Genomic DNA, 25,758 nt, shown 5'->3' with positions numbered 1-25,758 from the left:
GAAATTTTCAATCCAACACTTGGTTATTAATTTTCCGATTCATATCGATTGACACCTGTTATCCCTCTGACTTGCTTTAAATTTCTCATCAAACTTTCAAGCTGAGCAGTATCATTCACATAGACCATAATATTACCATCAAAAATACCTTCGTTACTTGAAATTGACAAGGACCGAATATTAACAGCAAATTCTTGCGAAATAACAGTTGTAAGCTTATTTACTAATCCAACATCATCTATGCCAACGATATGTAAACCTGTCAAAAATGCAGAATCTTTTGTAGAAGCCCAACGTGCTTTTAAAATTCTATAGCCATAATTTGCCATCAGCTTGGAAGCATTTGGACAGCTCGTACGGTGAATTTTTATACCATCATTTACGGTCAAAAATCCAAAGACATCATCACCAGGGATAGGATTACAACAGGGCGCTAGGGTATAATCGACTTTCTGCATATCGTCCCCGATTAAGATCGTGTCGAATTCCTTCTTATTTATCTTTTCAACTAGTCCACCTATGTGGGTATTAAATTGATTTCCTGATGAAGAACTTACATTAATTTCAACTGCTTTTTCATGCGCGACATATTCTCTCAGTTGCCTGATATCAACAATTCCCTTAGCAACATTGTAGAAAAGATCCTGCGAACTGGGGTATTTTAAAAAATTGGCAATTTTGTTAATATTATCCGTATTATAGGTAACTTTTAGCGATTTCAACTTACGTTCCAAAATCTCTTTCCCATCCTCCGCAACTCTTCTCTTTTCCTCTTTTAGAGAAGATCTGATTTTGGATTTGGCTTTTGCAGTCACAACAAAATTCAACCAATCCTCCTTAGGTGACTGCTTGCTTGATGTAATAATCTCTACCTGATCCCCATTTTGCAAAATATGACTTAAAGGAACGAGTTTGTGATTTACTTTGGCGCCAATACAACTTGCCCCAATATCAGAGTGGATCTCAAAGGCAAAATCTAAAGCAGTGGCATTGTTGGGTAGTTGAATCAGTGTTCCTTTGGGAGTGAATATAAAAATCTCATCGGAGAAAAGATTCATCTTAAAATCATCCACAAAATCCATCGCATTCTGATCCGGACTACTTAAGACATCGCGCACCTTTTTGATCCATTGATCCAGGCCGGAATCGGAATTTGATTCTTTATACTTCCAATGTGCTGCGAACCCTTTTTCCGCAATTTCATTCATCCGTTTAGTTCGAATCTGAACTTCGACCCATTGCCCTTTAGGCCCCATTACCGTAGTATGTAAAGACTCATAACCATTCCCTTTTGGAGACGAAATCCAATCCCGAAGACGGTCGGGGTTAGGGCGATACAAATCTGTGACAATAGAATAGACTTTCCAACATTCGGTCTTTTCTTTCTCATCCACAGCATCTATTACAATACGTATAGCAAACAAATCATAAACCTCCTCAAAAGGAATCGATTTTTTTCGCATCTTATTCCAAATAGAGTGGATTGATTTAGGTCGTCCAAATACGGACGCCTTAATACCCTGTTCCTCCAATATCTCTTTGATGGGACCAATAAAATCGCCTATAAATTTTTCGCGCTCGGCTTTTTTCTCATTCAGTTTTCGAGCGATAAATTTATAGGTATCCGGATCGGTAAATTTCATCGAGAGATCTTCCAATTCAGATTTTATCGCATACAGCCCAAGACGATGCGCTAATGGTGCATAAAGGTAACTTGTCTCCGAAGCAATCTTCAACTGCTTATCCCTGGCCATAAATTCCATGGTGCGCATATTGTGCAACCGATCTGCCAATTTAATGAGAATTACACGAACATCGTCAGCCAGTGTGAGCAACATTTTCCTGAAATTCTCCGCTTGCATGGAACTATTTGGATCAAAAATCCCTGAAATCTTGGTAAGCCCATCGATAATTCGGCGAACTTTCTTACCAAACATTTCTTCAATTTCATCCAATGTAACATTGGTATCTTCAACTACATCATGGAGCAAGGCGCATACAATAGATGTTGTTCCTAAGCCAATCTCTTCAGCAGCAATCTGGGCAACAGCAATAGGGTGATAGATATAAGGCTCTCCTGATTTGCGTCGCATCTCTTTATGACTATCCAATGCTAAATCAAATGCCTTTCGGATCTCCTGCTTGTCTCCGCGTTGTAAAGTTGGCTTACAAGCGCGCAACAATGCACGGTAACGTTTCCTAATCTCTTTGTTTTCTGCTTCAATATCAATCACATAATCTTTCATAAACGTTGCAGGTAAATGATGTTTTTTGAGTAAATTTGTGTAATTTAGTTAATGTATTCTTGAATACTATTTTCAAGCTAACTTATTTTGTAATAAATCTACCAAAATATTATAGCATTGACAAATTAAAAAGCGTTATATAATTGCCCAAATGAAGACAATATTATTTTGTTTGCTTTTCCTCACAGGGACTTTGTCCGTATGGGCACAGTCTCAATCACTCACTCTTCCTTTATACGGAGAAGGTGCGCAGGAGACCGTAAACAGTTATATGACAACAACCTTGGCAAACGGAGAGGTGTTACCCTGGTTTCCGATTCCAGAGGTCACTGTCGTGGCCAAAAGAACCTGGTCAAGTGAAGAAGCACGAAGAGAATATCTCCGCTTTAGAAGAAATGTTCTAAAGGTTCTTCCTTATGCGATATATGCGCAAAAAAGATATGATCAGCTAGACAGAGATCTCGCGCTGACTTCGGATAAAAAGGAACATAAAGCATTGGTTGAAAAATGTGAAAGTGACGTAAAACAGATGTTTGACCGAGAAATCAAAAATATGACTATTTCACAAGGCAAAATACTCATTAAATTGATCGATCGTTATACGGGACATACTGGCTATGAAATGGTAAAGGAAATGAAAGGTGGGATTTCCGCTTTTTTCTATCAGGGAGTTGCGAAAATATTCGGTCACAACCTAAAGTCAACTTATGACCCAAAAGAAGACTTTGCCATTGAAAATATCATTAGGGAATTCGAAAAGTCGAGACCTCAACCTGTCATGTGACCAATCAAACCAAAACCAGATGAAAACAGTATACGACTTTGACGCACTTCAGTTTAACGGTAAAAAAAAATCCCTCGCTGACTTTGAAGGTAAAGTTTTACTCATCGTCAATACTGCCAGCCAATGTCTCTTTACCAGACAATTTAAATCGCTCGAAAAACTCTACCAAAAATATAAAGACCAAGGCTTCGAAATTCTGGCATTTCCAGCAAATAACTTTCGTAACCAGGAACCGTTAACCGGCGGTACGCTAGAGACATTCTGCCGGATCAATCAACAGGTGAGTTTCCCTGTTTTTAAGCGTAGCCATGTTATCGGCGAATATACAACACCTCTATACAGTTTTCTGTCGAGCAAAGATCAAAATGGACATATTAACAGTAAACCTTCCTGGAATTTCCACAAATATCTGGTAAACAAAAAAGGAGAGGTCATTGATTTCTATTATCCGACTACTTCGCCATTGTCAAGTAAAATTTGCCGCAATATCGAGCGTCTTTTACAAGAGTAAACTATAAACTGCTTACATTTGCGACAGCTTCCCCACAGCGCAGGCCAAGTCGCATATCGACTTAGGATCAATAACTACGCGGGATTAGTAAAGGCTTTCTGCCAAAACTATCCATCGGTCAATTGGAATGATTTATCATAAAAAGGGAAGCCAATTTAAAGAGAGAAATATTATATGTTAAAATTAGATTTGCTTATCATTGCTGTACATCCAGATGACGCCGAGCTAGGCGCCGGAGGTGTGATGGCAAAATATGTTGCTGAAGGAAAAAAGGTAGGAATTGTTGATTTAACCCAAGGTGAGCTCGGCACACGCGGCACAGCGGAGACCAGAGCACAGGAAGCTAAAGATGCTGCCGAAATATTAGGGCTGGCCGTTAGAGAAAATCTTGGCCTAAGAGATGGTTTCTTTGAAAATGCTGAAAAAGAAAAAATGGCTGTAATAAGGGCCATCCGCAAATACCAACCGGAAATTATCATTACAAATGCCATTACGGATCGTCACCCAGACCACGGAAGAGCCGGACAGATGATCAACGAAGCCTGCTTTCTTGCCGGCTTGAGAAAGGTAGAAACTTTTGATCAGGACAATATTTCTCAGGAGGCCTACCGCCCCCGATTGGTGCTGCAATTTGTACAGGACTATTATATCAAACCTGATGTTGTCATTGATATAACGGATTATTATCACATTAAAGAAAAATCTGTATTAGCTTACAAAACTCAATTTTATACCGGAGAAAATGTAAACCCGGATGAACCACAGACTTATATTTCTAATCCGGATTTCATGGAATCAACTGCTGCTAGAGCGCGAGAATTTGGACGGTACATCCAAGCGAAATATGCGGAAGGGTTTACTTCAAAGAAGATACTTGGCGTTGATGATTTATTTCATCTGAAGTAGAACTTATCTGGTACTATAGTAAAATAAAAGGCGGGATTATTCATGTTTTAACTAGAATCGTCCCGCATAATTCCTGAAACAAAATTTACAAACCGATTTTATGGAAACAATACCAGCGGCATGCTGATTTTACTGGTGTTTATCCCAACAAAACTATCGTCTAGACAATTATCGGGAACACAACCCTCAGAAGAAACTAGACCATTGTTTTTAGCTTCAAAATAAGTCTTCGGCCTTTTCTTTTTATCAGCCGATCTTCTTTGCTTTCTAATAAACTTGACCCGGCGTGGACGTTTCTTAACCTTTTAGGAAATAAATCCTTTTACATACTGTTTTGTGATTTCATTCTGCGGATTCAATAAAACTTGTTCCGTTGGTCCAAACTCAAGAATTTCTCCACCATAGACAAACAAAATATAGTCAGAAACGCGTCGCGCCTGTCGCAATATATGCGTCACCAATACAATGGTATAATCTTTCTTCAATTCAATTAATAATTCCTCAATTTTAGCAGTAGAAAGGGGATCTAATGCAGAGGTCGATTCATCCCCAAGGATAATCTCGGGCTCTACAGCCAAACCTCTTGCAAGACAAAGCCTTTGTTGCTGACCAATGGACAATCCGCTGGCCGAATGTCCAAGTCGATCCTTAACTTCGTCCCATAGAGCCACATTTCGCAATTGCGTCTCTACAATTCTATCCAATTCCTTTTTGCTTCGTGTACCATGTATACGGGGGCCATAAGCCACATTATCATAGATCGACATTGGTAACGGGTAGGGCTTTTGGGATAAGAGGCCCATTTTCTTACGAATATGTGTTACCTCAGCATTTCTACCATAAATATCCTCACCATTAACGAGAACAGAACCCGTTATTTCAACACCCTTGGTATCATCTACCAATCTATTAAGCGTCTTTAAAAGCGTAGTCTTTCCACAACCCGAAGGACCAATAATAGAAGTTACACTATTGTTAGGCAGGGCAAGATTAATGTTTTTGAGTATATGTCGGCCGTCAATATGGACATTAAGATCCTTGATTTCAATGTGTGGATCGCTCAAGGGGTCTGTTATCGACGATTTTTTTGTTTCGATTGAAGGATATGAGTGCATACTACAATAATTAAAATAATGATTGTTAAAACTAAAGCTGAAGCATAAGCGCGACCCTGAACTTCAGGAATAGGACTACTTAACTGAAAAAATATGGCCAATGGCAACGTTGCTGCCGGTTCATCAATATATTTTGGAAGATTATCACTAAAACCAGTTGTCAATAAAACGCCTGCAACATCACCAATAGCACGTCCAAAAGCCAGTAAAATCGCAGTAAGAAGCCCTGTTCGGATGCTCTTTAGCATAACCTTAGCCAATTCCCAGCGTGTCGTCCCTAGCGAAAGAGTGACATTCTTTAGGTCTTCAGGAATGGTTTTGATCAATTCATCCACGGTACGAACCACAATTGGAATGGTCAGCAGTGTCACTGTAATGATACCTCCCAATAGTGATGCTCGAATACCTAAATAAACCATAATCCCAAAACCAACAGCCCCATACACGATAGAAGGTACGCCATACAATACATCAAACAACAGTTTAGAAAGTTGTGTCACTTTTGATTTTGTTCCCAAATAAACATTAAGGTACAACGAAATCGGAATTCCTATAATTGCAGACAAGGCTGTTGCCACACCTGCTAAATAAAGAGAACCCAAAATCGCATTCAAAATCCCACCTTCTTTTCCAATATAAAACCCACCTTTTGGTAACTGACTAACCATCTCCCAACTGAGATAAGGAAGCCCCTTATACAAGATAGTTCCTACGATAAAAAATAGGGAAGCAGTCACAGTTATCCCAGAGAGATGCATAAAACCTTTGGCTACCTTTTCACTCAATAGCCGTCTTTTCGTATTATCCATGCTGAGCTCCTTCCAGTCGTCTCAATATAAGACGAGATATTAAGTTAAAAACAAATATGATTACAAACAGCAGCAACGCGGAGAACATTAATGCAGATTCATAGAGTGGAATTGACATCATTTCCCCAAAATTATTGGCTATTAATGCTGGAATTGGATATCCCGCATCAAATACCGAAGTCGGTACTTTTGCAACATTGCCACAGACCATCAATACCGCAATTGTTTCACCAAAGGCCCTAGATGTTGACAAAACAATTGCAGCCACAATCCCAGGTCTAGCTTTCTTCAGAATAACATGTTTGATGGTGTCCCATTTTGTCGCACCCAAGGATAGCGAAGCCGCTTTTAACTCATAGGGTATCGTTTGAAGCACCTCTACCATAATAGAAATCATAATGGGAAAAATCATCACCGCTAATACAATTCCACCGGCAAGCACAGAATAACCCGATGTAACAACCCCAAAGACGGGAGCTATATACAACTGAATTAAAGGCACAATAAATAACACACCCCAAACACCATAAAGAACCGGTGGTATTGCCGCTAAAATATTGACCAACGGAAACATCATATTCTTTAAGGCATCCGAAGCATATTCAGTCAAATAAACAGCAGTCAGTATACAAAGCGGAATCGCAATAGCAAGAGAAATCAAGGTAACAGCAAGCGTACCTGCAATAAAAGGCAAAAAGCCAAACGACCCTTTCATTGGTGACCAAACCTTGTCGGTTAACAGTTGAAAGATATTACTATATTCAAATAACGGAATCGATTTTATGGTTAAACCAACTGCAATAATCACCACAACTGAAAGTGAAATCAGTAAGAGGAGCAAAGTGGATCGCTTGACCAGTGTATCTTTAACGAGACGAGTATTTAGCATGCTATAACTTATTAAGTTCTTCTTTTATCAGTGTTTCATTTAGTGGGACATAACCATTTTCAAGGAGTTGCGATTGCGCCTGTTTCTGGAGCACAAAAGAAATAAACTCCTTCAACAGAAGGGATTCGGTTTTATTACGCGTTACAAAGGTTAATTCTCTTGAAGGTGGAGCAGGATATTTCCCCGTAGCAACGGCCTCAGTCAAATTAGATAGTGTACCATAAAACTGCTCATCATCTTCAACATGTCCATTTTTATTCAGATCCAAAGGAACAACAGCAATACGGTCAAAGACCTTGTTAGTTTTTAGATTATAAACGTAGTTAATGTTATTGAATCCAATCCCATTGATATCATCCTTAATAGCTTGGGCAATCCCGGGGTCACCAAAAATGCCAATACCTTGCAGATCTTCCTGCTTATGACCAAAAAATTTGGCCCATGTTTCAGCTGCTCCAGCGGCATCGGAACGCACATACACGTTGATAGGATCCGCTGTAAACTGAGAATCGATCTCTTTCCAGGTCTTAAACTTTCGATTCACAAAAATATTCAGCAATTCTTCGCGACTCAAACCACGCTTCAAAATAGCAGGATAATTAGGGTTCTCAGGATTAATTGTACAGATAACAGCATCTTTTGCAACAATAATCGGAACAGCTCCTTTTTTTATTTCTTGCTCATGCAGATCTCTCGACACCATCCCGATATCAACCATCCCTGTAAGAACATCTGCAATCCCTTTTCCAGCACCTCCAGCTGAAATATTGAAGCGAACATTCGGGTGTATTTTTTTAAAATCTTCACTCCAAACCACTGCCAAAGGATAAAGGGCAAATGCACCGGACAAAGAAATATTCCCTTCAAAACCATGTTCCTTGCTGTAACCATTTTTAACTTTCGGCGCACAGGAAGTCATTTTAAATACGATTACACAGCTTAAAATCAGAACTATAAAACACTTTCTCATCATTACACCTAAAAGTCTACAGGTTTTGTATATTAAATTTTATAGGGCAAATATATATTAATTTGGTAGATATTATAGAATATTAAAAAAATATTTTTACATTTGACCTCGAGAAAAGAATACTAAATCAATAGATTTTATTTGTTATATGCAAAGCTTCCGCACAGAATTAGAAAACCCAATCGTGGAAAAGGAAATTATCGAACTTGAAAAAAAGATTCGATTGTTCCATGAGGGCAAAATTGCCGACGAGAAATTTAGATCGTTGCGTTTGGCTAGGGGGGTATATGGACAAAGACAACCTGGAGTTCAAATGGTTCGTATAAAACTTCCATTTGGAAAGGTTACGTTTAAGCAATTGAACAAAATTGCAGCGATATCAGACGAATACGCAAGCCGCAACCTGCACCTGACCACACGTCAAGATATACAGATTCATTACGTTAGTCTTGACCGTACACCAGAACTTTGGTCCAAATTAGCTGAAGACGATATTACATTACGTGAAGCTTGTGGGAATACAGTCCGTAATGTCACCGCGTCTCCAAGTTCAGGAATCGATCCAAAGGAGCCTTTTGATGTTTCGCCATATGCTCAGGCAACTTTTGAATATTTTTTGCGCAATCCAGTATGTGCGGAAATGGGAAGAAAATTCAAAATGTCATTTTCTGCCAGTGATGAAGACACTGCATTTTCCTATATTCATGACCTTGGTTTTATTCCAAAACTAAAAGTTGTCAATGGTGTGGAAACGAGGGGTTTTAAAGTGCTATTGGGTGGGGGATTGGGATCTCAGCCTTTCTTAGCATCAGTAACAAGTGAGTTTCTACCAGAAGATGAACTGATCCCTTATATAGAAGCTACACTTCGTGTCTTTGATCGTTATGGTGAAAGAAATAACCGCAATAAAGCTCGATTCAAATACCTTATTCAGAAATTAGGGTTGGAAGAAGTGCTAAATTTAATTGAAGCCGAAAAAATTGCGACGAAGGTGAAAAGCTATCCGATCGACCGAACCAAAATCGAACAGCCATTGCCACCAGATGACAGCCGGCTATCTACTATTGATCTAGATAGCGATTTAAACTATCAGGTCTGGAAGGGCACCAATACATTCGCGCAAAAACAAGACGGATATTATGGTGTTTATGTGCGGGTATCCACGGGGGATATTGGTACAGATAAATCTCGCGCGTTGGTTGCTGGTCTGAACAATTTGGTCGCTGACGATATCCGTATCACGCAAAACCAAAGCTTACTGCTAAAATACGCAACAGAAAAGTCACTGCCACATATCTATCAATTACTTAAATCTTTGGATCTAGCTCAGGTCGGTTTTGATAGTACAGCAGATGTAACAACTTGCCCTGGTACGGACACCTGCAATCTAGGTATCTCAAACAGTACCGAAATGGCTCGGGTTATTGAATCTTATATCGCTGAATTTCACCAAGATTTTGTCTTTAATCGTGATTTAAAAATCAAAATTTCTGGTTGTATGAATTCTTGCGGGCAACATGGTCTGGCACATATTGGCTTTCATGGCAGTTCCGTCAAAGCGGAGGGCAAAGTGGTTCCTGCAGCACAAGTTATGCTTGGCGGTGGAACAATTGGCAATGGTGAAGGGCGTGTTGCAGAGCGTATTATCAAAGTACCAACAAAAAGAGTTCTACATGTTGTCGAATGGGTGCTAAATGATTATAAAAAAAATGCGGAAGCAAATGAAAATTTCCATGCTTACTACGACAGACAAAGTAAGAATTACTTTTATAATCTTTTAAAACCGCTATCGGATCTGACCAATCTTGCTGAAGACGAATTTGTCGACTGGGGGCATGAAGGAACGTTCCAAACGGCAATCGGGGTTGGCGAGTGTGCGGGTGTCGTTATTGACTTGGTTGCTACGTTGATCTATGAGGCGGAAGAAAAGTTACAATGGGCAAATGAAACATTTCAAGAATCTAAATTCTCTGATGCAATTTATCATGCCTATAATGCCTTTGTACAAGCAGCAAAAGCCCTATTATTGGATAAGGGAGTTAGCGCAAGTACACAAAATATCGTAATCAACGAATTCCAAACGCATTTTGTGGAAACAGGTGAATATAATTTTGACCAAACGTTTCCGGAATTAGTCTTACAGATGAGTAAAAATGAACCAACGGAGCATTTTGCAATTAACTATCTTCAGGAAGCAACGAAGTTTATCAATGAAGTCTATCAACGCAAAAATTTAAAACCAGTATTGGTATAGGAGGGAATAGGTATGTCAATAAAAGCAAAAGTAACATTGGTAGGAGCAGGTCCGGGTGACCCGGATCTGATCAGCCTAAAGGGCATCAAAGCAATAGAAAAAGCAGATGTCATTTTATACGATGCCTTGGTGAATGAAGAATTACTGGATTACGCACAGGCTGAATGCATCAAGATATATGTTGGAAAACGAGCAGAACAACTCTCTACTTCACAGGATGAAATTAATCGCCTTTTGGTTGATTATGCCTTAAACTATGGCCATGTGGTCCGTCTAAAAGGTGGTGATCCATTTGTTTTTGGTCGTGGTGGAGAAGAAATTGATTACGTACAACAATACGGTATTGAAACTGCAGTTGTACCGGGTATTTCCTCCGCAATTGGGCTTACCGGACTACAACAACTTCCATTAACTTACCGGGGAATCAGTGAGAGCTTTTGGGTCATCACAGGCTCCAAATCGGATGGCTCACTATCAACAGATCTTTATCTGGCGGCAGAATCCAAGGCCACCGTCGTTGTCTTGATGGGCTATGGAAAATTGGCAGAGATCGTGGAAATTTACCGTCAAAGAAATCTTCACAATTTACCAATAGCCTTGATTCAAAATGGTTCATTGCCTAATGAAAAGGTTGTACTGGGTACTATCGATAATATTCTTGATGAATCAACTGAGAAAAGGGTCGGTGTACCAGCGATTATTGTAATCGGCGAGGTCGTTGCCAAGCATCGTTCATTCCAGAACATTAAAGAAAAAGCTTTAGCTTTATAGATATGAACCAGCTATTTCCAATATTCGTCAAACTAAATCAAATTGACACCTTACTTGTTGGAGGCGGGAAAGTTGCATTGGAAAAATTTCAGGCTTTAATTTCCAATGATCAGAAATTAAGACTCACCATTGTGACTAGGGAAATCATCCCAGAATTTGAGGAACTATTGCAAAATTACGCACAAATTCAGCTCTACATTCGCCCATTTACACCAGATGACCTTACCGACAAACAACTTGTCATTGCAGCAACCAATAACATAGAGCTTAACGAGCAGTTGCGTAATCTAACAACGCAAAATAACATCCTATTTAATGCTGCGGACAAACCCGACTTATGCGACTTCTATCTGGGATCCATTGTAAAAAAAGGCGACCTGAAAATAGCCATTTCCACCAATGGTAAATCACCAACAATTGCCAAAAGGGTGAAAGAACTATTAAATGACCTGCTACCTGAGGAAATTGACGAAACACTGTCACTCATGAGTACTTATCGAGAGCAGCTTAGAGGAGATTTCGAATACAAAGTAAAGCAGTTGAACGAGCATACCAAAAATATATTACGTTATGAACGTTAAGAAAATTAAAGAAATTATTGGCGAAAAAAAAGGAGTGGAGCTCTTACAAACAATAGCATCACTATTTCCTAATGAGGTAGTTTTTTCGACCTCTTTCGGTATTGAGGATCAAGTAATCACGGAATGGATCGGTAAAAATAATATCAATATCGAAATATTCACGCTGGATACTGGACGACTGTTCAAAGAAACCTATTCCCTGTGGAGCCGTACCTTGGAGCGTTATCAATTGCACATCAAAACCTATACTGCTGATACAACATTGTTGGAAGATTTTATCAGCAGAAAAGGCCCAAATTCCTTCTATGAGTCGGTTGAGAATCGGAAGGAATGTTGTAGGATAAGGAAAATTGAACCTTTACAACGTGCGATTAAAGGAAAAAAAATTTGGGTAACGGGCATCCGATCAGATCAATCCATCAATCGCCACGATATGGACTTTATCGAATACGATGAAGCAAACCAAATCATCAAAATCCATCCTTTATTTGACTGGACTTTTGAGGAAGTAAAAAAGTATTGTAAAGAACAATATATCCCTTACAATGTGCTGCACGACAAGGGTTTCCCAAGTATCGGTTGTCAACCTTGTACAAGAGCGGTACAAGAAGGAGAGGACTTCCGCGCTGGTAGATGGTGGTGGGAAGATCAAAGTAAAAAAGAATGTGGTTTGCACGGTGTTAAATCATAAAATAGCGAAGCAGAAACCCAAATTCATTAAATCAAATTTTATTATTTCAGAGAATGGACTATTTAGATCATTTAGAAGCGGAAGCAATATATATTTTAAGAGAGGTAGCCGGACAATTTGAAAAACCAGCGCTATTATTCTCTGGTGGTAAGGACTCGATTACACTTGTTCACTTGGCAAAAAAAGCATTTAGACCGGGTAAATTTCCTTTCCCATTAGTTCACATTGACACTGGTCACAATTTTCCCGAAACAATCACTTTCAGGGATTCTCTGATTGAAGATATAGGAGAAAAACTTATTGTTGGTTATGTTCAAGACAGCATTGATCAGGGGAAAGTTGTTGAACAAAAGGGAAAAAATGCAAGTCGAAATGCCTTGCAGACGGTTACCTTACTCGATACAATCTCAAAACATGGTTTTGACGCTTGTATCGGTGGCGCACGTAGGGACGAAGAAAAAGCCCGTGCCAAGGAAAGAATCTTCTCAGTGCGTGACGAATTTGGACAATGGGATCCCAAACGCCAAAGACCCGAGCTGTGGAGCATCTTTAATGGCAAAATAAATAAAGGTGAAAATGTACGCGTGTTTCCCATTTCAAACTGGACCGAGCTCGATGTTTGGAATTATATTAAACGCGAACAGATCGCATTGCCATCTATCTATTTCAGCCATGAACGGGAGGTTATTACCCGAAATGGGCAATTGATGGCTGCAGCCTCATTCTTAAATATCGATGCAGAGGATAATATAGAACGTAAATCTGTACGTTTCAGAACTGTAGGCGACATGACTTGTACAGCAGCGGTAGATTCAACGGCAACAGAGCTAGATGATATTATCGCTGAGATTAAGGCCTCAACGGTAAGTGAACGTGGCGCCAGAATGGACGATAAGGTATCGGAAGCAGCTATGGAAGAACGCAAAAAACAAGGATACTTTTAATTCAAATCAAATACCTGATATTGACAACAATGAATATATTGAAATTTATAACGGCCGGTTCTGTAGATGATGGTAAAAGTACCTTGATTGGCCGATTACTATACGATACAAACTCCATTTTGGATGACCAATTGGAAGCTATACAACGTGCCAACCGTAAAAATGACGACGGAACAGTAGACTTGGCCATATTGACTGATGGACTTAAAGCTGAACGCGAACAAGGGATAACAATCGACGTAGCATATAAATATTTTCAGACCGAACACCGAAAATATATTATAGCCGATGCTCCAGGACATATCCAATACACCAGAAACATGGTAACTGGCGCGTCCAATTCGGATCTTATAATCATTTTGGTTGACGCACGTAAAGGTGTCATAGAGCAAACAAAACGCCATTCTTTCATTGCTAAATTATTGGCCATGAAACAAGTTTTGGTTTGCATAAACAAGATGGATATGGTCGATTATAGCGCTTCTGTTTTCGAACAGATCAAAACCGATTATCTAACTTTAGCGACCAATCTCGGACTTACGGATATTGATTTCATACCAGTTTCAGCCTTAAAAGGAGACAATATTGTCCATAAGTCCGAAAGAATGAGTTGGTATGCAGGCGAATCTTTATTGGATTACCTAGAAAATGTGGAAATTCACGAACAGGAAGCAGCCAGCTGGCGGTTTCCCGTCCAATGGGTTGTAAGACCGCAAACAGATGATTTGCACGATTATAGAGGTTATGCGGGCCGCGTACTAGGAGAGGGCTTAACAGTTGGCGACCAGGTTATTGTTTATCCAGCAGAAACATATAGTACAATTCAAGCGATTGAATTAAACGGACAACAACTTCAACGGGCTGAAAACGGACAATCTGTTATTGTACACCTCAGTGATGATGTTGATATTAGTCGTGGCGATACCATTGCGAGTGTAGAACATCCACCAAAGTTTGAGCGTAATATTCAAGCAAATTTATGTTGGTTCGACAATAAACCTTTGGATACAACACAAGTGTATCTTGTCCAAAGTCATAGTAAATTAACCAAAGTTAAGATCGTAGATGTGTTGTATAAATTTGATATCAATACACAGGAAAAAATATATCACGACCCGATCAAACTAAATGATATTGGTCGAATAGCCATTAAATCTGCTGAGAATCTAGTATTTGATTTACAGCAGGAAAATGCCGCAAATTCTCAAGCCATTGTTATTGATCCACGGACAAATTTAACAGTCGGCGCATTGATGATTCAAGCTGTCGACTAACAAAGACAATTAATCGTAAATATTCAACCTAAATATTTTTCAAGGAACCCAGACAATGTTTGGGTTCCTTTTAATTTGCTGTAGTACAAAAGCGGAGACAATTATTACAACCAACATCCCAGTATTCGGCTTATTATTAAAATCTGTTGGTTTACAAAAATACTATTGAATCGATATAAAAGGAGAGTATTCAAAACCTTTATTTAACATAATATAAATTATAAATAACTAATATACAAAAAGGATATAGGCCTCCGAGTTAAAACTAAGCTAAAATATTTGCCAAATAATCATAAAAAAGCGTTAGATGTTAGATATTTTATAATTATTAGCTCTATTTCAATCTATTTTATCAAAACAGAATCATTTTCGTTTTTCAATAATAAAAATCGAACAAAATACAGTCAATTTATCACTACACACACATTTCACCAATGAATCGTCTATTTTAAACGAAAAATATAAAATATGAAATTTCATTAAAACAGATTAATATTTGTAAATAATTAACAAATATTGGTTTTTCATTAAAAAATACATAAATTAGTGCCAGCCAAAGGGAAATTTTACTAATTAAAACATGTCAAAAAATTTTAACGAGTTCATCTCAATCGTTGAGAAACGCAATCCAAATGAACCAGAATTCTTACAAGCTGTAAAAGAAGTTACCGAGGATTTATTTCCTTATATTACCGAAAACCATCCTGAATTTTTCGACCAAAAGATTCTTGAAAGACTGACTGAACCAGAGCGGATTATATCCTTCCGTGTAACCTGGTTGGATGATAACCATCAGGTACAGGTAAATCGTGGTTATCGTGTTCAAATGAACAGTTCAATCGGTCCATATAAAGGCGGTCTCCGCTTCGCTCCTTCTGTTAATCAAAGTATTTTAAAATTCCTCGCTTTTGAGCAAGTATTTAAAAACAGCTTAACAGGACTGCCAATTGGTGGTGGTAAAGGAGGCTCTGATTTTGACCCTAAAGGTAAATCAGATAATGAAATTATGCGTTTTTGTCAAAGCTTTATGACTGAACTTTATCGTCATATTGGTGCAGATACAGATGTTCCTGCAGGAGATATTGGCGTTGGTGGACGTGAAATAGGTTTCCTATTTGGTCAATTTAAGCGACTTCAAAACAATTTTACAGGTGTTCTAACAGGTAAAGGTGAATTATGGGGTGGATCATATATTCGTCCTGAAGCTACTGGCTATGGGCTTCTATATTTTGTTGACTGTATATTTAAATATCAAGGAAAATCTTTACAAGGTCAAGTAGCGACAGTATCTGGTGCTGGCAACGTAGCCTTTTACGCTGTTGAAAAAGCCGTTCAACTTGGTGCCAAAGTGATTACAGTTTCAAATAGCTTGGGTACACTTTATGATCCTGATGGTTTTGATGCCGAAAAAATGGCATTTGGGGCTACCTTGGGAAGAAACCTCGATCAATACCCTGCACGTTATCCGAATGCCCAGTTCTTACCTGGTCAAAAGCCTTGGCAATTTAAATGTGATATCGCATTGCCATGTGCAACACAAAATGAATTAGAAGAATCGGATGCTAAAGCGCTTGTAGCAAATGGTTGTATCTGCGTAGCTGAGGGTGCCAATATGCCTTCTACTGCAGAAGCTATTAAAGTTTTTCTAGACGCAAAAATCAGTTTTGCACCCGGTAAAGCCGCGAATGCTGGAGGTGTTGCTGTCAGCGGTTTAGAAATGTCTCAAAACTCAATCCGGACACAATGGTGTACAGAAGAAGTTGACAATCGCTTAAAAATTATTATGGAAAGCATTCACGAAACTTGTTTGAAATATGGCCAAGACAGTGGATTCGTTAATTATTTGAAAGGTGCCAATATTGGTGGTTTCATAAAAGTCGCTAACGCGATGAAAGCACAAGGTATCGTATAACACGCCTTTTTCTAATCATATCATAATCCTGAGCGCTCAAATGCATTGCATTTGGGCGTTTTTTTATATTTTTATGCTAATTTTAAAAAACACGAAATTTACATGAGATTAATAGCTGAACTCCCCCATCCCGATTGCAAGATTTCAATTTTTGGTATGAATCAAAAATTCATTATTAAATTTGAGCAAGGAAACTTAGAACAATCCTATAAAATTGCAGAAATGGATATAATTGGCGGTGTAAATGGGGTATTTGATTTACTCGACGAAGAATTTCTAAAGAGTGTGATCAATCAATTCGCTTCGATGCGCCAATCTTTTAACAATGCTTATAGTAGATACGAATAAAAAATCTATGCTGAACTATATCTATTTTGTGGCATTTTGGGCCTGTCAAATTATTTCATCTATCCTATTTAAACTTGGCGGGGTACATCCGAAGTATAAATGGACAACTTTAATTATTGGAAACATTATTCTTTTATCAGCAAGTTGGTTTCTTGTACAGTTATTTAAAAATGTCTCTCAACCCATCGTAATTGCCTTATGTTCTGGCGGTACGTTTTTGACCGTCCAGTTGGCGATGGCGCTATATTTTAAAAGTTCATTGAGCTGGCAGCAAGTACTGGGTATGTTTGTCATTATTTCAGGCATGGTTTTGATTACTTTTGGAGGTAAAGAAACAACCTAAGCTATGCTGAAATTAGTTATAGATGTGTTTATTTGTTATAGTAAAACTCATCTATAACTAATGAACCTGCCAATTGTTGGTTAAAACGATCTAGATCGGTCATTTTGCCAGAAATATCATACATTACCTCCAACTTACCATTGATCTTTTCAATAACACGTCTAGTAGCTTTAATCTTAAAATCCAATGCCAATTGTTCAAACTCATGTAAGTGATAAAACTCATTGGAACTAAATTTCACGTGTAGAGAACGGATTAGGTAATAACGAGCCAGAAGAATTTCTATCCGCTGAAAAAGCGCGAGTATTACCACCATAAAGACAGCAAAGGAAATGGCATAAACCAGTTGCCCCAATCCGGCAAACATTCCAATACCAGCTGTCGCCCAAATAACGGCCGCCGTTGTGAGACCACTGACCGATAGCTTGCCTTTAAAGATCACACCAGCGCCAATAAAGCCTATACCAGTCACAATATTTGCAGCTACGCGATCCGTACTATTTCCAATAAACAAACAGGAGACAATAGTAAACATCGCCGAACCGAAACAAATAAGTACTACCGTTCGAAATCCAGCAGATTTATTCCTATACTCACGTTCAAAACCAATTAAACTGCCACACAGAATTGAAGTGATCGCGTTTAACAAAGGCTCACTAGTCAAAAAGTTAATAATATTCTCCATACTAAACTTTGCAGAAAGATGAAACATGGAACTCCAAACATTCGCAGCTCCATGCAATATAGGCTATAGATAAGCGTATGTTATACCATCGCCCCCACGATCTTGATGCTCGTCCTCAAAACGGCTTACATGGCTATATTTACGGAGGTAGTCGCGAATAAATTTGCGCAAAATACCATCACCTTTACCATGAATAATTTTTAACGATGGGTAACCTATCATGACGGCCCGATCCAGAACACGTTCTAATTCATTCAGTGCGTCTTCTGTGCGCATGCCTCTTAAATCAAGTTCTGGTTTAAAATCAGCAACACTACCAGAAGACAGTGATTTTGACAGGCTTTTTGCGGACTTCTTCCCTTCCCGACCTTCGAGTTTAACGACATTCTTTCGCTTTTGAACAGTACGCAATTCACCCATGGCAAGAATAAGGTTGTTCTTTGCAATTTCGACAATCTGCGCTTCAGCACCATTATCAATAATCTGCACCCAATCCCCAATATTTAATACAGTGGATTCAGGTGTTTTCTCTTTGACGATTTGCTTTGCTGGTTTTTGCTCTTTGGGGAGAACAGCTTGAAGTGCCTGATCCAAATTGCTGCGCAACTCACGTGTTTTCTCTTTATCCGCTTTTGCAGATTTGATCTGTGCTACGGTATTTTCGATTAACTTATTCGAACTTTTAATAATCTGCTGCGCTTCCTCTTTCGCCTTCTTCAAAATCACGCGCTTATTTTCTTCCAAATAACTTTGCAATTCCAAATACTCCGATTTAATCGACTCCAGTTCCTTCTCGCGCTTATTAATAGCAATTTTTGTATCAAACACCTCTTTCTTCTCTCGTTCAAGATCGATCAATAGTGTATCTACTTTCTTCTGCTGAACACCAATTTTACTTTTAGCAGATTCCAGAATATCCTTACCTAATCCTATTTTCTGCGCGATTTCGAAAGCATAAGAGCTTCCTGGCTTGCCAATTTGAAGGATATACATCGGTTTCATTTCGCGATTGTCAAATAACATTGAAGCATTTTCCAAACCCGTCGTGTTACTAGCAAAAACTTTAAGATTTGAATAGTGTGTTGTCACAACTCCCCTAATTTGCTTTTTGCTAAGTGATTCCAATACAGCCTCAGCAATAGGTCCTCCAAACAAAGGGTCAGTACCCGTTCCAAACTCATCGATCAGTACCAAAGTACGCCCGTTTGCAAATTCCGTGAAATATTTCATCTTGGACAGATGCGCGCTGTATGTACTTAAATCACTTTCAATGGATTGATCGTCGCCTATATCTGCAAATATTTGCTTAAAAACACCGACTTTACTTGTCGGTTCCGCTGGTATTAATAAGCCCGATTGCACCATGATTTGCAACAGGCCAACCGTTTTCATACATACAGATTTCCCTCCTGCATTCGGTCCTGAGACAACAATAATGCGTTGAATATTATCGATTTGAATATTCAACGGAACAACAGTATGATGCTGATTCAGCAATAGAAGCGGGTGTCGACCATTGACCAAATTAATCTCGGCCTCCTTCGATAACTCCGGCATCTCCGCCTCAATATCCAAAGCAAAAAGTGCTTTCGCACGCACAAAATCTACTTTGGTCAATAGGCTATGATAGGAAAGCAATAGCGGAATATGTGGTCGGACCTTGTCCGTTAGCTCCACTAAAATACGGATGACCTCACGTCTACGTTCAAACTCTAAATCCCTAATCTTATTATTTAACTGAAATACTTCTTCAGGTTCTATATAAGCTGTTTGTCCTGTAGCTGATTCATCATGAATCAAACCTTTGAGCTTTCTTTTATTTTCCGCAAGAATAGGAATACAGAGCCTTCCATCCCGTATCGTCAGATTCCCGTCCGCTGTCCAGCCACTGTCCTGTGCGCTCTTAAAGATACTATTGATACGTTTAAGTGCCTCCTGTTCCGCTCGTTGAATCTGTTGGGTTATTTCCAACAATAATCGAGAAGCATTATTTTTAAGCTTTCCACGTTCATCAATGATCATTTCAATATCGCGAATAATTCCCTTCTCGATCGGTAAATGTTCAAATAATACCTCTAGATTGGGATAGAGTCCCTCCCGTTCATTAAAATAACGAATAATCGCGTAGACAGTCTTGAGGGATAATAATACCCGAAAGAATTCATCCTCGAATAAAAATGTCCCCTCTACCCGAGCTTTCTCAATAATAGATCGAAGCGGAAAGAAATTTTCAACCGGAAATGCGCCATCATTCATTAGAAGATCCTTAAACTCGCTGGTTTGTCTTAGAAACCGGTCGATTTGGTCAAACCGAGTTTGAGGTTGAATTTTTTCAACCAACTCACGCCCCGACTCGCTTAGGCATTTTTGTTTTATTTTATCTTTTATCTCGGAAAACCCGAGTTTATCAATTGCATTTATTGGATATACCATAGAAATTATATTCTTTGATGGTTAAAGTTTCGTCGGCGGCTTGATATGCTGCGGCGGCGTAAGAATTGGTCTTTTTTCCAATTCATTTGTTGGTAATTGTGGCTCCACATGCTTTTGTGTCACAACAGTATCCTTGACTGAAGTACCAGGTGTTTTCAGTTGGGAAGCTGTATCTTTCTGTGGAGAAGGTGATTCAATTGGTAAATTTGAATTACCGACCGACAACTGGTTCATGAGATAGCCATTCAAGCTTATACCAGTCTTTGTTTGAACACTGGTATTAAACAAGGAAGAAGCTTCCCTAAAGTTGAATTTCGTCTTATTTGGCAGATAATGGATAAGTGCTGCAATTCGTTCCTGATAAGCCTGTTGTGCACGCATAACACGATTGGTACTATCTTGAAGACGCATATTCTGGATTGAATCACGCGTTCGAATTGAATCTTGTTTTTTCCGTTCTATATCTGCATAAATCTTATTTTCCTTCGTTAAATTATCCTCCACTTTTTTATAAATCGCAGACATTACTTCAGCATCCTTACCATAATAGTCTAAGTTCTTTCGAAAAGAAATCGAATCCAATCCATATTTATCAAAGGTCACTTGATACAAAGGCAACATCACTTTACGTGCACTATCAATGGGTAAAATATTAAGATAAGAGTCTGTCAGCTGAATTTCTGTCAAGGCATCCACAAACTTACTTTGAGAGATAATATCTTTCTCCCCAGTTCCGACACAAGAACCAAATAAAAAAATCACTGCAAGTAGATTCAGTATTAATCGTAGCATTTCGTAGTTTTGTACAAATTTACAAAAAGCACCGACATTTGGCACTTTTTACATCATCAAAACTATATCGGAAATGAGTATTGCTAGTAATTTAGAAACGTTAAGATTGGAAACCGAGGCTGTTGGGGTACAACTTGTAGCAGTTTCAAAAACAAAATCCAATTCGGACATTATGGAAGCCTATGAGGCAGGACAACGTATCTTTGGTGAGAATCATGTTCAAGAATTAGTAGAGAAAGCAGCGCTTTTACCTAAAGATATTCAGTGGCATATGATTGGCCACCTTCAAACAAATAAGGTTAAATATATTACACCATTCATCAGCTTAATTGCGTCAGTTGATTCATTAAAATTATTAAAAGAGATTAACAAACATGCTCAGAAAGCGAAGCGTACAATCGACTGTTTGTTGCAAGTATATATTGCAGAAGAAGAAACAAAATTTGGTTTCGACCATGCTGAGCTAGTGGAGCTTCTTCGCGACGACGAGTTTCTCGAATTAAAAAATATTCGAATTTGCGGCTTAATGGGCATAGCATCCAATACGGATAAAGAAAAAGTCATTAAAGCTGAATTCTATGAGTTAAAAATGTTATTCGATGGAATTAAGACAAGTTTTTACCGGAAGGAAGAGTATTTCAATATTCTCTCCATGGGGATGTCTTCAGACTATAAGCTGGCGATTGAAGAAGGTTCAACAATGGTACGCATCGGAAGCACAATATTTGGTAAAAGAGTAATTAAGCACTTCAAAAACAATGATTAAAGCAACCATACGAGAGGCTATCGACAATGATTGCCCACAAATGCTCGAGCTGATTAAAGAATTGGCTATTTTTGAAAAAGCACCAGACGAAGTCACAGTATCACTTGAAGAATTTAAAGATGCAGGCTTTGGAAAGAATCCCGTTTGGGGCGCATTCGTTGCTGAAGTGGATGGCGAAATTGTCGGAATTTCATTATATTATGTCCGATATTCAACGTGGAAAGGCAGAAGACTCTATTTGGAGGATCTGATTGTCACCGAAAGCATGCGAGGTTTAGGGATAGGAAAACTGCTTTTTGATAAAACTTTAGCTTACGGCAAACAATGTGGATTCCATGGCATGGTATGGCAAGTCCTCGATTGGAATGAACCCGCTATAAAGTTTTATGAAAAATATAAAGCAAACTTTGATGCCGAATGGATCAATGTGTCAATCACTTATTAAATAACGGAGATAATCTATTCAATGCGATTTTACTTTTCTTTAATAGTATTAGTTATCAGCTGTTTGCTATCTGCTTGCGATGACCACAAAAAGGCCGCTATAGCGGCACAGCTCACGGACACACTCTCCTATAGTCAAAAAAGCATAGATGAGCATAGCAATTATTTTCTTAAAGAAGATGATCGATTGGATACAACGTATTTTCGCGCAAAATATCCTGTTTTTCAAGAAGATAAAATTAATGAACTTATCACCAATATTGTTCATCTCGAAGGCGATACAAGTATGCAGGAGGCCGCCCATCGATTTATTAATTCTTACAATGAATATGTGGAGGATAATAACGGCAAATCCACTGCAACCTGGAACCGGGATCTACAGGTCGATGTGATCGCCAATACTCCTGTGTTTCTGGGACTAAGAACAAAGCAGGACGAATACACGGGCGGTGCACATGGTGATCACTTCACCCTTTATTCAAACTTCGATAGACAGTCAAACAAACAGATTATGATTGATGACATTATTCAAAAAGAGAATAAAGATAAATTTGTCAAAATCGCTGAGCAATATTTCCGCAAACAAGAAGGCTTAAGTACGGACGATTCTTTAAGTGGAAAGTATTTTTTTGAAGATGGTAGGTTTTCGCTCGCAGATAATTTTACGTTTGAAAAGGACGATATTCTATTTTATTATAACGTGTATGAGATCAAATCCTATGCAGAGGGAAATACAGAATTACGTATTCCCTACACGACATTCAAACATCTGATTTCTGACAAAGGATTACATTATATCAATAGTATCAATTAGCAATCAACTAAACTAATAAATAAATGCAGGTTTTTAAATTTGGGGGCGCATCAGTAAAGGATGCAGAAAGTGTCAGAAATTCAGCGCGGATTATTTCAAAATACAAGGGCGAAGCCTTGTTAGTTGTCATATCAGCGATGGGAAAGACAACAAACCTTCTAGAAAAATTGACCAAAGAATATTTTAACAATACTGGCAATCAATTTCAGACATTGGAAGAGGCCAAAGAATTTCACTTTCATATTCTTCGAGAATTATTTCCTGACGCTGAACACCCTATATTTGATGAGGTTTCTAACTGCTTTGTGGAGATCGAGTGGATTTTAGAGGAGGAACCTCAAGATTCATATGACTATCTTTTCGATCAAATTGTATCGATGGGTGAACTTATCTCGACGAAGATTGTGGCAGCTTATGTTTCTTTTATTGGTGAAAAGGTAAAGTGGCTCGATGCGCGTGATTATATATTCACAGACAATACGTATCGCGAAGCAGTTGTAGACTGGAATAAAACTGAAGAAAAAATTCGTACGGAGCTGCCTGCAATACTTGACGAATATATCGTGATTACGCAAGGTTTTTTGGGCTCTACCTCTGAAAATTTCACAACTACTTTGGGTCGTGAAGGCTCCGATTATTCGGCTGCAATCTTTGCTTCTTGTTTGAATGCTGAAAATGTAACGATTTGGAAGGATGTTCCTGGTGTACTTAATGCCGATCCAAAATGGTTTGAGAAAACCGAGCTAATTCCCGAGTTATCCTATACGGATGCCATCGAACTCACTTATTATGGTGCCACGGTCATTCACCCTAAAACCATCAAACCATTACAGAATAAGAAAATCGCATTGAACGTACGTTCCTTTGTCGACCCCGATTCTCCAGGTACTATGATAAAAAGTACGAATCAAACATTACCTGTCCCTTCTTTCATATTCAAGGTAAATCAAATTTTTATTTCAATCTCTCCAAGGGACTTTTCTTTTATCGTGGAAGATAATTTAAGAGATATCTTTAATCTATTCTACGAGCATCGTATCAAAATCAATATGATGCACAACACAGCTATCAATTTCACCGTTGCAGTAGATGACACAGGAAAAAATCTGGTGGACTTAATCAATGAGCTGGAGCAAAGGTTCAAAGTCAAATATGAATCCGGACTCGAACTTATTACAATTCGTTATTACAATCAAGAAACAATTGATCGCGTTTTGGTTGATAAGCAAGTTATTAGTGAATTAAAGGATACATATACCTGTCAGCTTCTCGTAAAGAAAATATAAATGAATACATTGATCCTTCAAGAGGAGATTCAACGGTTTTTAGACAGAAACGCACTTGAGTCACCTACTAAAATTGCATTAAAAAAATCTCCTTTTGAAGGAATATTGTCTTCCGAGCTTGCCGCACAACTTGACGGAAGACAACGGGCTAGCGCAAAAATTCCCTTATGGACCGAAACGCCAGGGATCTATTTTCCTGCCAAGCTTAACTTGGAGCAATGTTCTTCGGAAACAACGGCAGTATTCAAAAGTTCACTGATTAAAAAAGGTACACGCTTGATTGATGCAACCAGTGGCTTTGGGGTAGATAGCTTTTACTTCTCAAAACAGGCTGCACAGGTTACGTCTTGCGAACTAAATCCTGATTTGGCTGAGATCACAAAACATAATGCCGCTGTATTGAAAGCAGATAACCTTCAGATCATTGCCGCTAACGGTGTCGATTACATTCTCAATGATCCAATCAAACAATTTGATTACATCTATTTAGATCCTTCGAGAAGAGTTCAAAACAAAAAGGTCTTTTTATTGGATGAATGTGAACCTAACTTAGTGCAATTGCAGGATGACTTTTTTCGGCGCAGCAACACCATCATCAGCAAACTTGCACCATTATTGGATATCTCTTCTGCCATACAACAGCTGAGACATGTAAAAGATGTTTATGTTGTATCCTCACAGAATGACTGCAAAGAGCTTATTTTCGTTCAAGAAAAAGATTATGAAGGTGACGCCGTCGTTCATGCCGTCAGATTATATCACGGACAGCAACAAGTTATCTCCTTCACCTATGAAAGTGAGCGCGCGCTCGTAAATGAATATAGCGAACCACTATCCTATTTATATGAACCAGATGTTGCTCTCTCCAAAGCCGGGGCCTTTAAAACGGTTGGCCAATTATTTAACATCAAAAAACTTCACAAAAACACGCATCTCTACACTTCCGATCAAAAGATCGAAAACTTTCCTGGCAAAACATTTATCGTAAAACAGGTAGAATCCTTTTCTGATTTCAAGAAAAACAAGAAATCATTGCAATCTGGGATCATTGCCAAAAATTTCCCGCTCAAAACAGAAGAAATCAAAAAGAAATTTAAAATCAAGGACGTTGGGAACTCCTTTTCTTTTTTTACGACAACCCTAAATGATCAATTTAGTGTCATACATACACAGCGAATACTAGAATAGAC

25 protein-coding genes are annotated in these 25,758 nt (G+C 38.6%); 17 read left to right on the top strand and 8 right to left on the bottom strand.

All coding sequences use genetic code 11. The features are described 5' to 3' along the window. Positions 1–26 precede the first annotated feature (26 nt). Positions 27–2,246, bottom strand: coding sequence for a RelA/SpoT family protein (locus CBM24_RS13085; RefSeq protein ID WP_070564136.1), 2,220 nt, complete (start codon positions 2,244–2,246; stop codon positions 27–29). A 151-nt stretch (positions 2,247–2,397) separates the two neighbouring features. Here CBM24_RS13085 and CBM24_RS13080 point away from each other — a divergent pair, with 151 nt between their 5' ends. The 3 genes from CBM24_RS13080 (at position 2,398) to bshB1 (ending at position 4,447) form a co-directional block, all read left to right on the top strand. After that, complete coding sequence (locus CBM24_RS13080; protein ID WP_088161561.1) at positions 2,398–3,030, top strand: DUF4294 domain-containing protein; 633 nt, start codon at positions 2,398–2,400, stop codon at positions 3,028–3,030. Between the two features lie 19 nt (positions 3,031–3,049). Continuing rightward, a complete protein-coding gene (locus CBM24_RS13075; protein WP_075992623.1) occupies positions 3,050–3,541 on the top strand; it encodes a glutathione peroxidase in 492 nt (163 codons plus the stop codon). Positions 3,542–3,715: 174 nt separating this feature from the next. Continuing rightward, positions 3,716–4,447 (top strand): bacillithiol biosynthesis deacetylase BshB1, encoded by a 732-nt coding sequence (gene bshB1, locus CBM24_RS13070; protein WP_088161560.1) that lies wholly within the window; start codon positions 3,716–3,718, stop codon positions 4,445–4,447. A 305-nt stretch (positions 4,448–4,752) separates the two neighbouring features. On the opposite strand, the gene CBM24_RS13065 is transcribed toward bshB1, so the two are convergent. Genes CBM24_RS13065 through CBM24_RS13050 form a run of 4 tightly spaced genes read right to left on the bottom strand, consistent with a single transcriptional unit; the run spans position 4,753 to position 8,179 of the window. Beyond that, positions 4,753–5,562 (bottom strand): phosphate ABC transporter ATP-binding protein, encoded by an 810-nt coding sequence (locus tag CBM24_RS13065; RefSeq protein ID WP_075992621.1) that lies wholly within the window; start codon positions 5,560–5,562, stop codon positions 4,753–4,755. Beyond that, positions 5,520–6,371 (bottom strand): PstA family ABC transporter permease, encoded by an 852-nt coding sequence (locus tag CBM24_RS13060; RefSeq protein WP_075992620.1) that lies wholly within the window; start codon positions 6,369–6,371, stop codon positions 5,520–5,522. Before CBM24_RS13060 ends, CBM24_RS13065 begins: the two co-directional genes overlap by 43 nt. Beyond that, positions 6,364–7,260, bottom strand: a complete 897-nt coding sequence (pstC, locus tag CBM24_RS13055; protein ID WP_075992619.1) for a phosphate ABC transporter permease subunit PstC — start codon at positions 7,258–7,260, stop codon at positions 6,364–6,366. The genes CBM24_RS13060 and pstC overlap by 8 nt, the downstream gene beginning before the upstream one ends. Before the next feature lies 1 nt (position 7,261). Further along, complete coding sequence (locus CBM24_RS13050; protein WP_232475782.1) at positions 7,262–8,179, bottom strand: PstS family phosphate ABC transporter substrate-binding protein; 918 nt, start codon at positions 8,177–8,179, stop codon at positions 7,262–7,264. Positions 8,180–8,378: 199 nt separating this feature from the next. Here CBM24_RS13050 and CBM24_RS13045 point away from each other — a divergent pair, with 199 nt between their 5' ends. The 9 genes from CBM24_RS13045 (at position 8,379) to CBM24_RS13005 (ending at position 17,348) form a co-directional block, all read left to right on the top strand. Continuing rightward, complete coding sequence (locus tag CBM24_RS13045; RefSeq protein ID WP_088161558.1) at positions 8,379–10,484, top strand: HEPN domain-containing protein; 2,106 nt, start codon at positions 8,379–8,381, stop codon at positions 10,482–10,484. A 12-nt stretch (positions 10,485–10,496) separates the two neighbouring features. Then, entirely contained in the window at positions 10,497–11,255 is a 759-nt protein-coding gene (gene cobA, locus CBM24_RS13040) for a uroporphyrinogen-III C-methyltransferase (protein ID WP_088161557.1), read from the top strand. Between the two features lie 2 nt (positions 11,256–11,257). Next, positions 11,258–11,836 carry a bifunctional precorrin-2 dehydrogenase/sirohydrochlorin ferrochelatase gene (locus CBM24_RS13035; RefSeq protein ID WP_088161556.1) on the top strand — a complete coding sequence of 193 codons (579 nt, stop codon included), beginning with the start codon at positions 11,258–11,260 and terminating at the stop codon, positions 11,834–11,836. Continuing rightward, positions 11,826–12,527 (top strand): phosphoadenylyl-sulfate reductase, encoded by a 702-nt coding sequence (locus tag CBM24_RS13030; RefSeq protein WP_088161555.1) that lies wholly within the window; start codon positions 11,826–11,828, stop codon positions 12,525–12,527. The genes CBM24_RS13035 and CBM24_RS13030 overlap by 11 nt, the downstream gene beginning before the upstream one ends. Positions 12,528–12,580: 53 nt before the next feature. After that, on the top strand, positions 12,581–13,471 hold the full coding sequence (gene cysD / locus CBM24_RS13025) for a sulfate adenylyltransferase subunit CysD (protein WP_088161554.1): 891 nt from the start codon (positions 12,581–12,583) through the stop codon (positions 13,469–13,471). A gap of 29 nt (positions 13,472–13,500) precedes the next feature. After that, on the top strand, positions 13,501–14,745 hold the full coding sequence (locus CBM24_RS13020) for a sulfate adenylyltransferase subunit 1 (RefSeq protein WP_088161553.1): 1,245 nt from the start codon (positions 13,501–13,503) through the stop codon (positions 14,743–14,745). Between the two features lie 580 nt (positions 14,746–15,325). Further along, positions 15,326–16,657 carry an NADP-specific glutamate dehydrogenase gene (gene gdhA, locus CBM24_RS13015; protein WP_075992613.1) on the top strand — a complete coding sequence of 444 codons (1,332 nt, stop codon included), beginning with the start codon at positions 15,326–15,328 and terminating at the stop codon, positions 16,655–16,657. A 102-nt stretch (positions 16,658–16,759) separates the two neighbouring features. Continuing rightward, entirely contained in the window at positions 16,760–17,005 is a 246-nt protein-coding gene (locus tag CBM24_RS13010; protein WP_075992612.1) for a hypothetical protein, read from the top strand. Continuing rightward, complete coding sequence (locus CBM24_RS13005; protein WP_232475781.1) at positions 16,983–17,348, top strand: hypothetical protein; 366 nt, start codon at positions 16,983–16,985, stop codon at positions 17,346–17,348. The genes CBM24_RS13010 and CBM24_RS13005 overlap by 23 nt, the downstream gene beginning before the upstream one ends. Positions 17,349–17,376: 28 nt before the next feature. On the opposite strand, the gene CBM24_RS13000 is transcribed toward CBM24_RS13005, so the two are convergent. From CBM24_RS13000 to CBM24_RS12990, 3 genes are all read right to left on the bottom strand, one after another. Beyond that, complete coding sequence (locus CBM24_RS13000; protein WP_075994794.1) at positions 17,377–18,033, bottom strand: MgtC/SapB family protein; 657 nt, start codon at positions 18,031–18,033, stop codon at positions 17,377–17,379. A 63-nt stretch (positions 18,034–18,096) separates the two neighbouring features. Next, positions 18,097–20,466 carry an endonuclease MutS2 gene (locus CBM24_RS12995; RefSeq protein WP_088161552.1) on the bottom strand — a complete coding sequence of 790 codons (2,370 nt, stop codon included), beginning with the start codon at positions 20,464–20,466 and terminating at the stop codon, positions 18,097–18,099. Between the two features lie 21 nt (positions 20,467–20,487). After that, entirely contained in the window at positions 20,488–21,258 is a 771-nt protein-coding gene (locus CBM24_RS12990) for a DUF4296 domain-containing protein (RefSeq protein WP_088161551.1), read from the bottom strand. A 73-nt stretch (positions 21,259–21,331) separates the two neighbouring features. Here CBM24_RS12990 and CBM24_RS12985 point away from each other — a divergent pair, with 73 nt between their 5' ends. The 5 genes from CBM24_RS12985 (at position 21,332) to CBM24_RS12965 (ending at position 25,756) form a co-directional block, all read left to right on the top strand. Then, positions 21,332–22,024, top strand: coding sequence for a YggS family pyridoxal phosphate-dependent enzyme (locus CBM24_RS12985; RefSeq protein WP_088161550.1), 693 nt, complete (start codon positions 21,332–21,334; stop codon positions 22,022–22,024). Then, on the top strand, positions 22,017–22,469 hold the full coding sequence (locus tag CBM24_RS12980; protein WP_088161549.1) for a GNAT family N-acetyltransferase: 453 nt from the start codon (positions 22,017–22,019) through the stop codon (positions 22,467–22,469). The genes CBM24_RS12985 and CBM24_RS12980 overlap by 8 nt, the downstream gene beginning before the upstream one ends. Before the next feature lie 63 nt (positions 22,470–22,532). Further along, positions 22,533–23,282, top strand: a complete 750-nt coding sequence (locus tag CBM24_RS12975) for a DUF3298 and DUF4163 domain-containing protein (RefSeq protein WP_183044003.1) — start codon at positions 22,533–22,535, stop codon at positions 23,280–23,282. 23 nt (positions 23,283–23,305) lie between these two features. Next, the gene (locus CBM24_RS12970) at positions 23,306–24,568 is read left to right on the top strand and encodes an aspartate kinase (protein WP_088161547.1); all 1,263 of its coding nucleotides are present in this window, start codon (positions 23,306–23,308) and stop codon (positions 24,566–24,568) included. Continuing rightward, positions 24,569–25,756: a THUMP-like domain-containing protein gene (locus tag CBM24_RS12965; RefSeq protein WP_088161546.1), complete on the top strand. Its 1,188-nt coding sequence runs from the start codon at positions 24,569–24,571 to the stop codon at positions 25,754–25,756. Positions 25,757–25,758 lie beyond the last annotated feature (2 nt).

It is taken from the genome of Sphingobacterium sp. G1-14 (genome assembly GCF_002196555.1).
GTDB classification, from domain to species: Bacteria; Bacteroidota; Bacteroidia; order Sphingobacteriales; family Sphingobacteriaceae; genus Sphingobacterium; species Sphingobacterium siyangense.
Note: the sequence above shows the minus strand (reverse complement) of the source record. Positions and strands in the feature narration are given on the sequence as shown.

What these genes read in the sequence shown, in the direction of transcription:
- CBM24_RS12990 (WP_088161551.1), bottom strand. Translation starts at nt 21,258, where the DNA reads ATGCTACGATTAATACTGAATCTACTTGCAGTGATTTTTTTATTTGGT.
- bshB1 (WP_088161560.1), top strand. Translation starts at nt 3,716, where the DNA reads ATGTTAAAATTAGATTTGCTTATCATTGCTGTACATCCAGATGACGCC.
- CBM24_RS13045 (WP_088161558.1), top strand. Translation starts at nt 8,379, where the DNA reads ATGCAAAGCTTCCGCACAGAATTAGAAAACCCAATCGTGGAAAAGGAA.
- CBM24_RS13085 (WP_070564136.1), bottom strand. Translation starts at nt 2,246, where the DNA reads ATGAAAGATTATGTGATTGATATTGAAGCAGAAAACAAAGAGATTAGG.
- CBM24_RS13075 (WP_075992623.1), top strand. Translation starts at nt 3,050, where the DNA reads ATGAAAACAGTATACGACTTTGACGCACTTCAGTTTAACGGTAAAAAA.
- gdhA (WP_075992613.1), top strand. Translation starts at nt 15,326, where the DNA reads ATGTCAAAAAATTTTAACGAGTTCATCTCAATCGTTGAGAAACGCAAT.
- pstC (WP_075992619.1), bottom strand. Translation starts at nt 7,260, where the DNA reads ATGCTAAATACTCGTCTCGTTAAAGATACACTGGTCAAGCGATCCACT.
- CBM24_RS13035 (WP_088161556.1), top strand. Translation starts at nt 11,258, where the DNA reads ATGAACCAGCTATTTCCAATATTCGTCAAACTAAATCAAATTGACACC.
- CBM24_RS12980 (WP_088161549.1), top strand. Translation starts at nt 22,017, where the DNA reads ATGATTAAAGCAACCATACGAGAGGCTATCGACAATGATTGCCCACAA.
- CBM24_RS13060 (WP_075992620.1), bottom strand. Translation starts at nt 6,371, where the DNA reads ATGGATAATACGAAAAGACGGCTATTGAGTGAAAAGGTAGCCAAAGGT.
- CBM24_RS12995 (WP_088161552.1), bottom strand. Translation starts at nt 20,466, where the DNA reads ATGGTATATCCAATAAATGCAATTGATAAACTCGGGTTTTCCGAGATA.
- CBM24_RS12985 (WP_088161550.1), top strand. Translation starts at nt 21,332, where the DNA reads ATGAGTATTGCTAGTAATTTAGAAACGTTAAGATTGGAAACCGAGGCT.
- CBM24_RS13000 (WP_075994794.1), bottom strand. Translation starts at nt 18,033, where the DNA reads ATGGAGAATATTATTAACTTTTTGACTAGTGAGCCTTTGTTAAACGCG.
- cobA (WP_088161557.1), top strand. Translation starts at nt 10,497, where the DNA reads ATGTCAATAAAAGCAAAAGTAACATTGGTAGGAGCAGGTCCGGGTGAC.
- CBM24_RS13050 (WP_232475782.1), bottom strand. Translation starts at nt 8,179, where the DNA reads ATGACTTCCTGTGCGCCGAAAGTTAAAAATGGTTACAGCAAGGAACAT.
- CBM24_RS12965 (WP_088161546.1), top strand. Translation starts at nt 24,569, where the DNA reads ATGAATACATTGATCCTTCAAGAGGAGATTCAACGGTTTTTAGACAGA.
- CBM24_RS13020 (WP_088161553.1), top strand. Translation starts at nt 13,501, where the DNA reads ATGAATATATTGAAATTTATAACGGCCGGTTCTGTAGATGATGGTAAA.
- CBM24_RS13080 (WP_088161561.1), top strand. Translation starts at nt 2,398, where the DNA reads ATGAAGACAATATTATTTTGTTTGCTTTTCCTCACAGGGACTTTGTCC.
- CBM24_RS13010 (WP_075992612.1), top strand. Translation starts at nt 16,760, where the DNA reads ATGAGATTAATAGCTGAACTCCCCCATCCCGATTGCAAGATTTCAATT.
- CBM24_RS13030 (WP_088161555.1), top strand. Translation starts at nt 11,826, where the DNA reads ATGAACGTTAAGAAAATTAAAGAAATTATTGGCGAAAAAAAAGGAGTG.
- CBM24_RS13005 (WP_232475781.1), top strand. Translation starts at nt 16,983, where the DNA reads ATGCTTATAGTAGATACGAATAAAAAATCTATGCTGAACTATATCTAT.
- CBM24_RS12970 (WP_088161547.1), top strand. Translation starts at nt 23,306, where the DNA reads ATGCAGGTTTTTAAATTTGGGGGCGCATCAGTAAAGGATGCAGAAAGT.
- CBM24_RS13065 (WP_075992621.1), bottom strand. Translation starts at nt 5,562, where the DNA reads ATGCACTCATATCCTTCAATCGAAACAAAAAAATCGTCGATAACAGAC.
- cysD (WP_088161554.1), top strand. Translation starts at nt 12,581, where the DNA reads ATGGACTATTTAGATCATTTAGAAGCGGAAGCAATATATATTTTAAGA.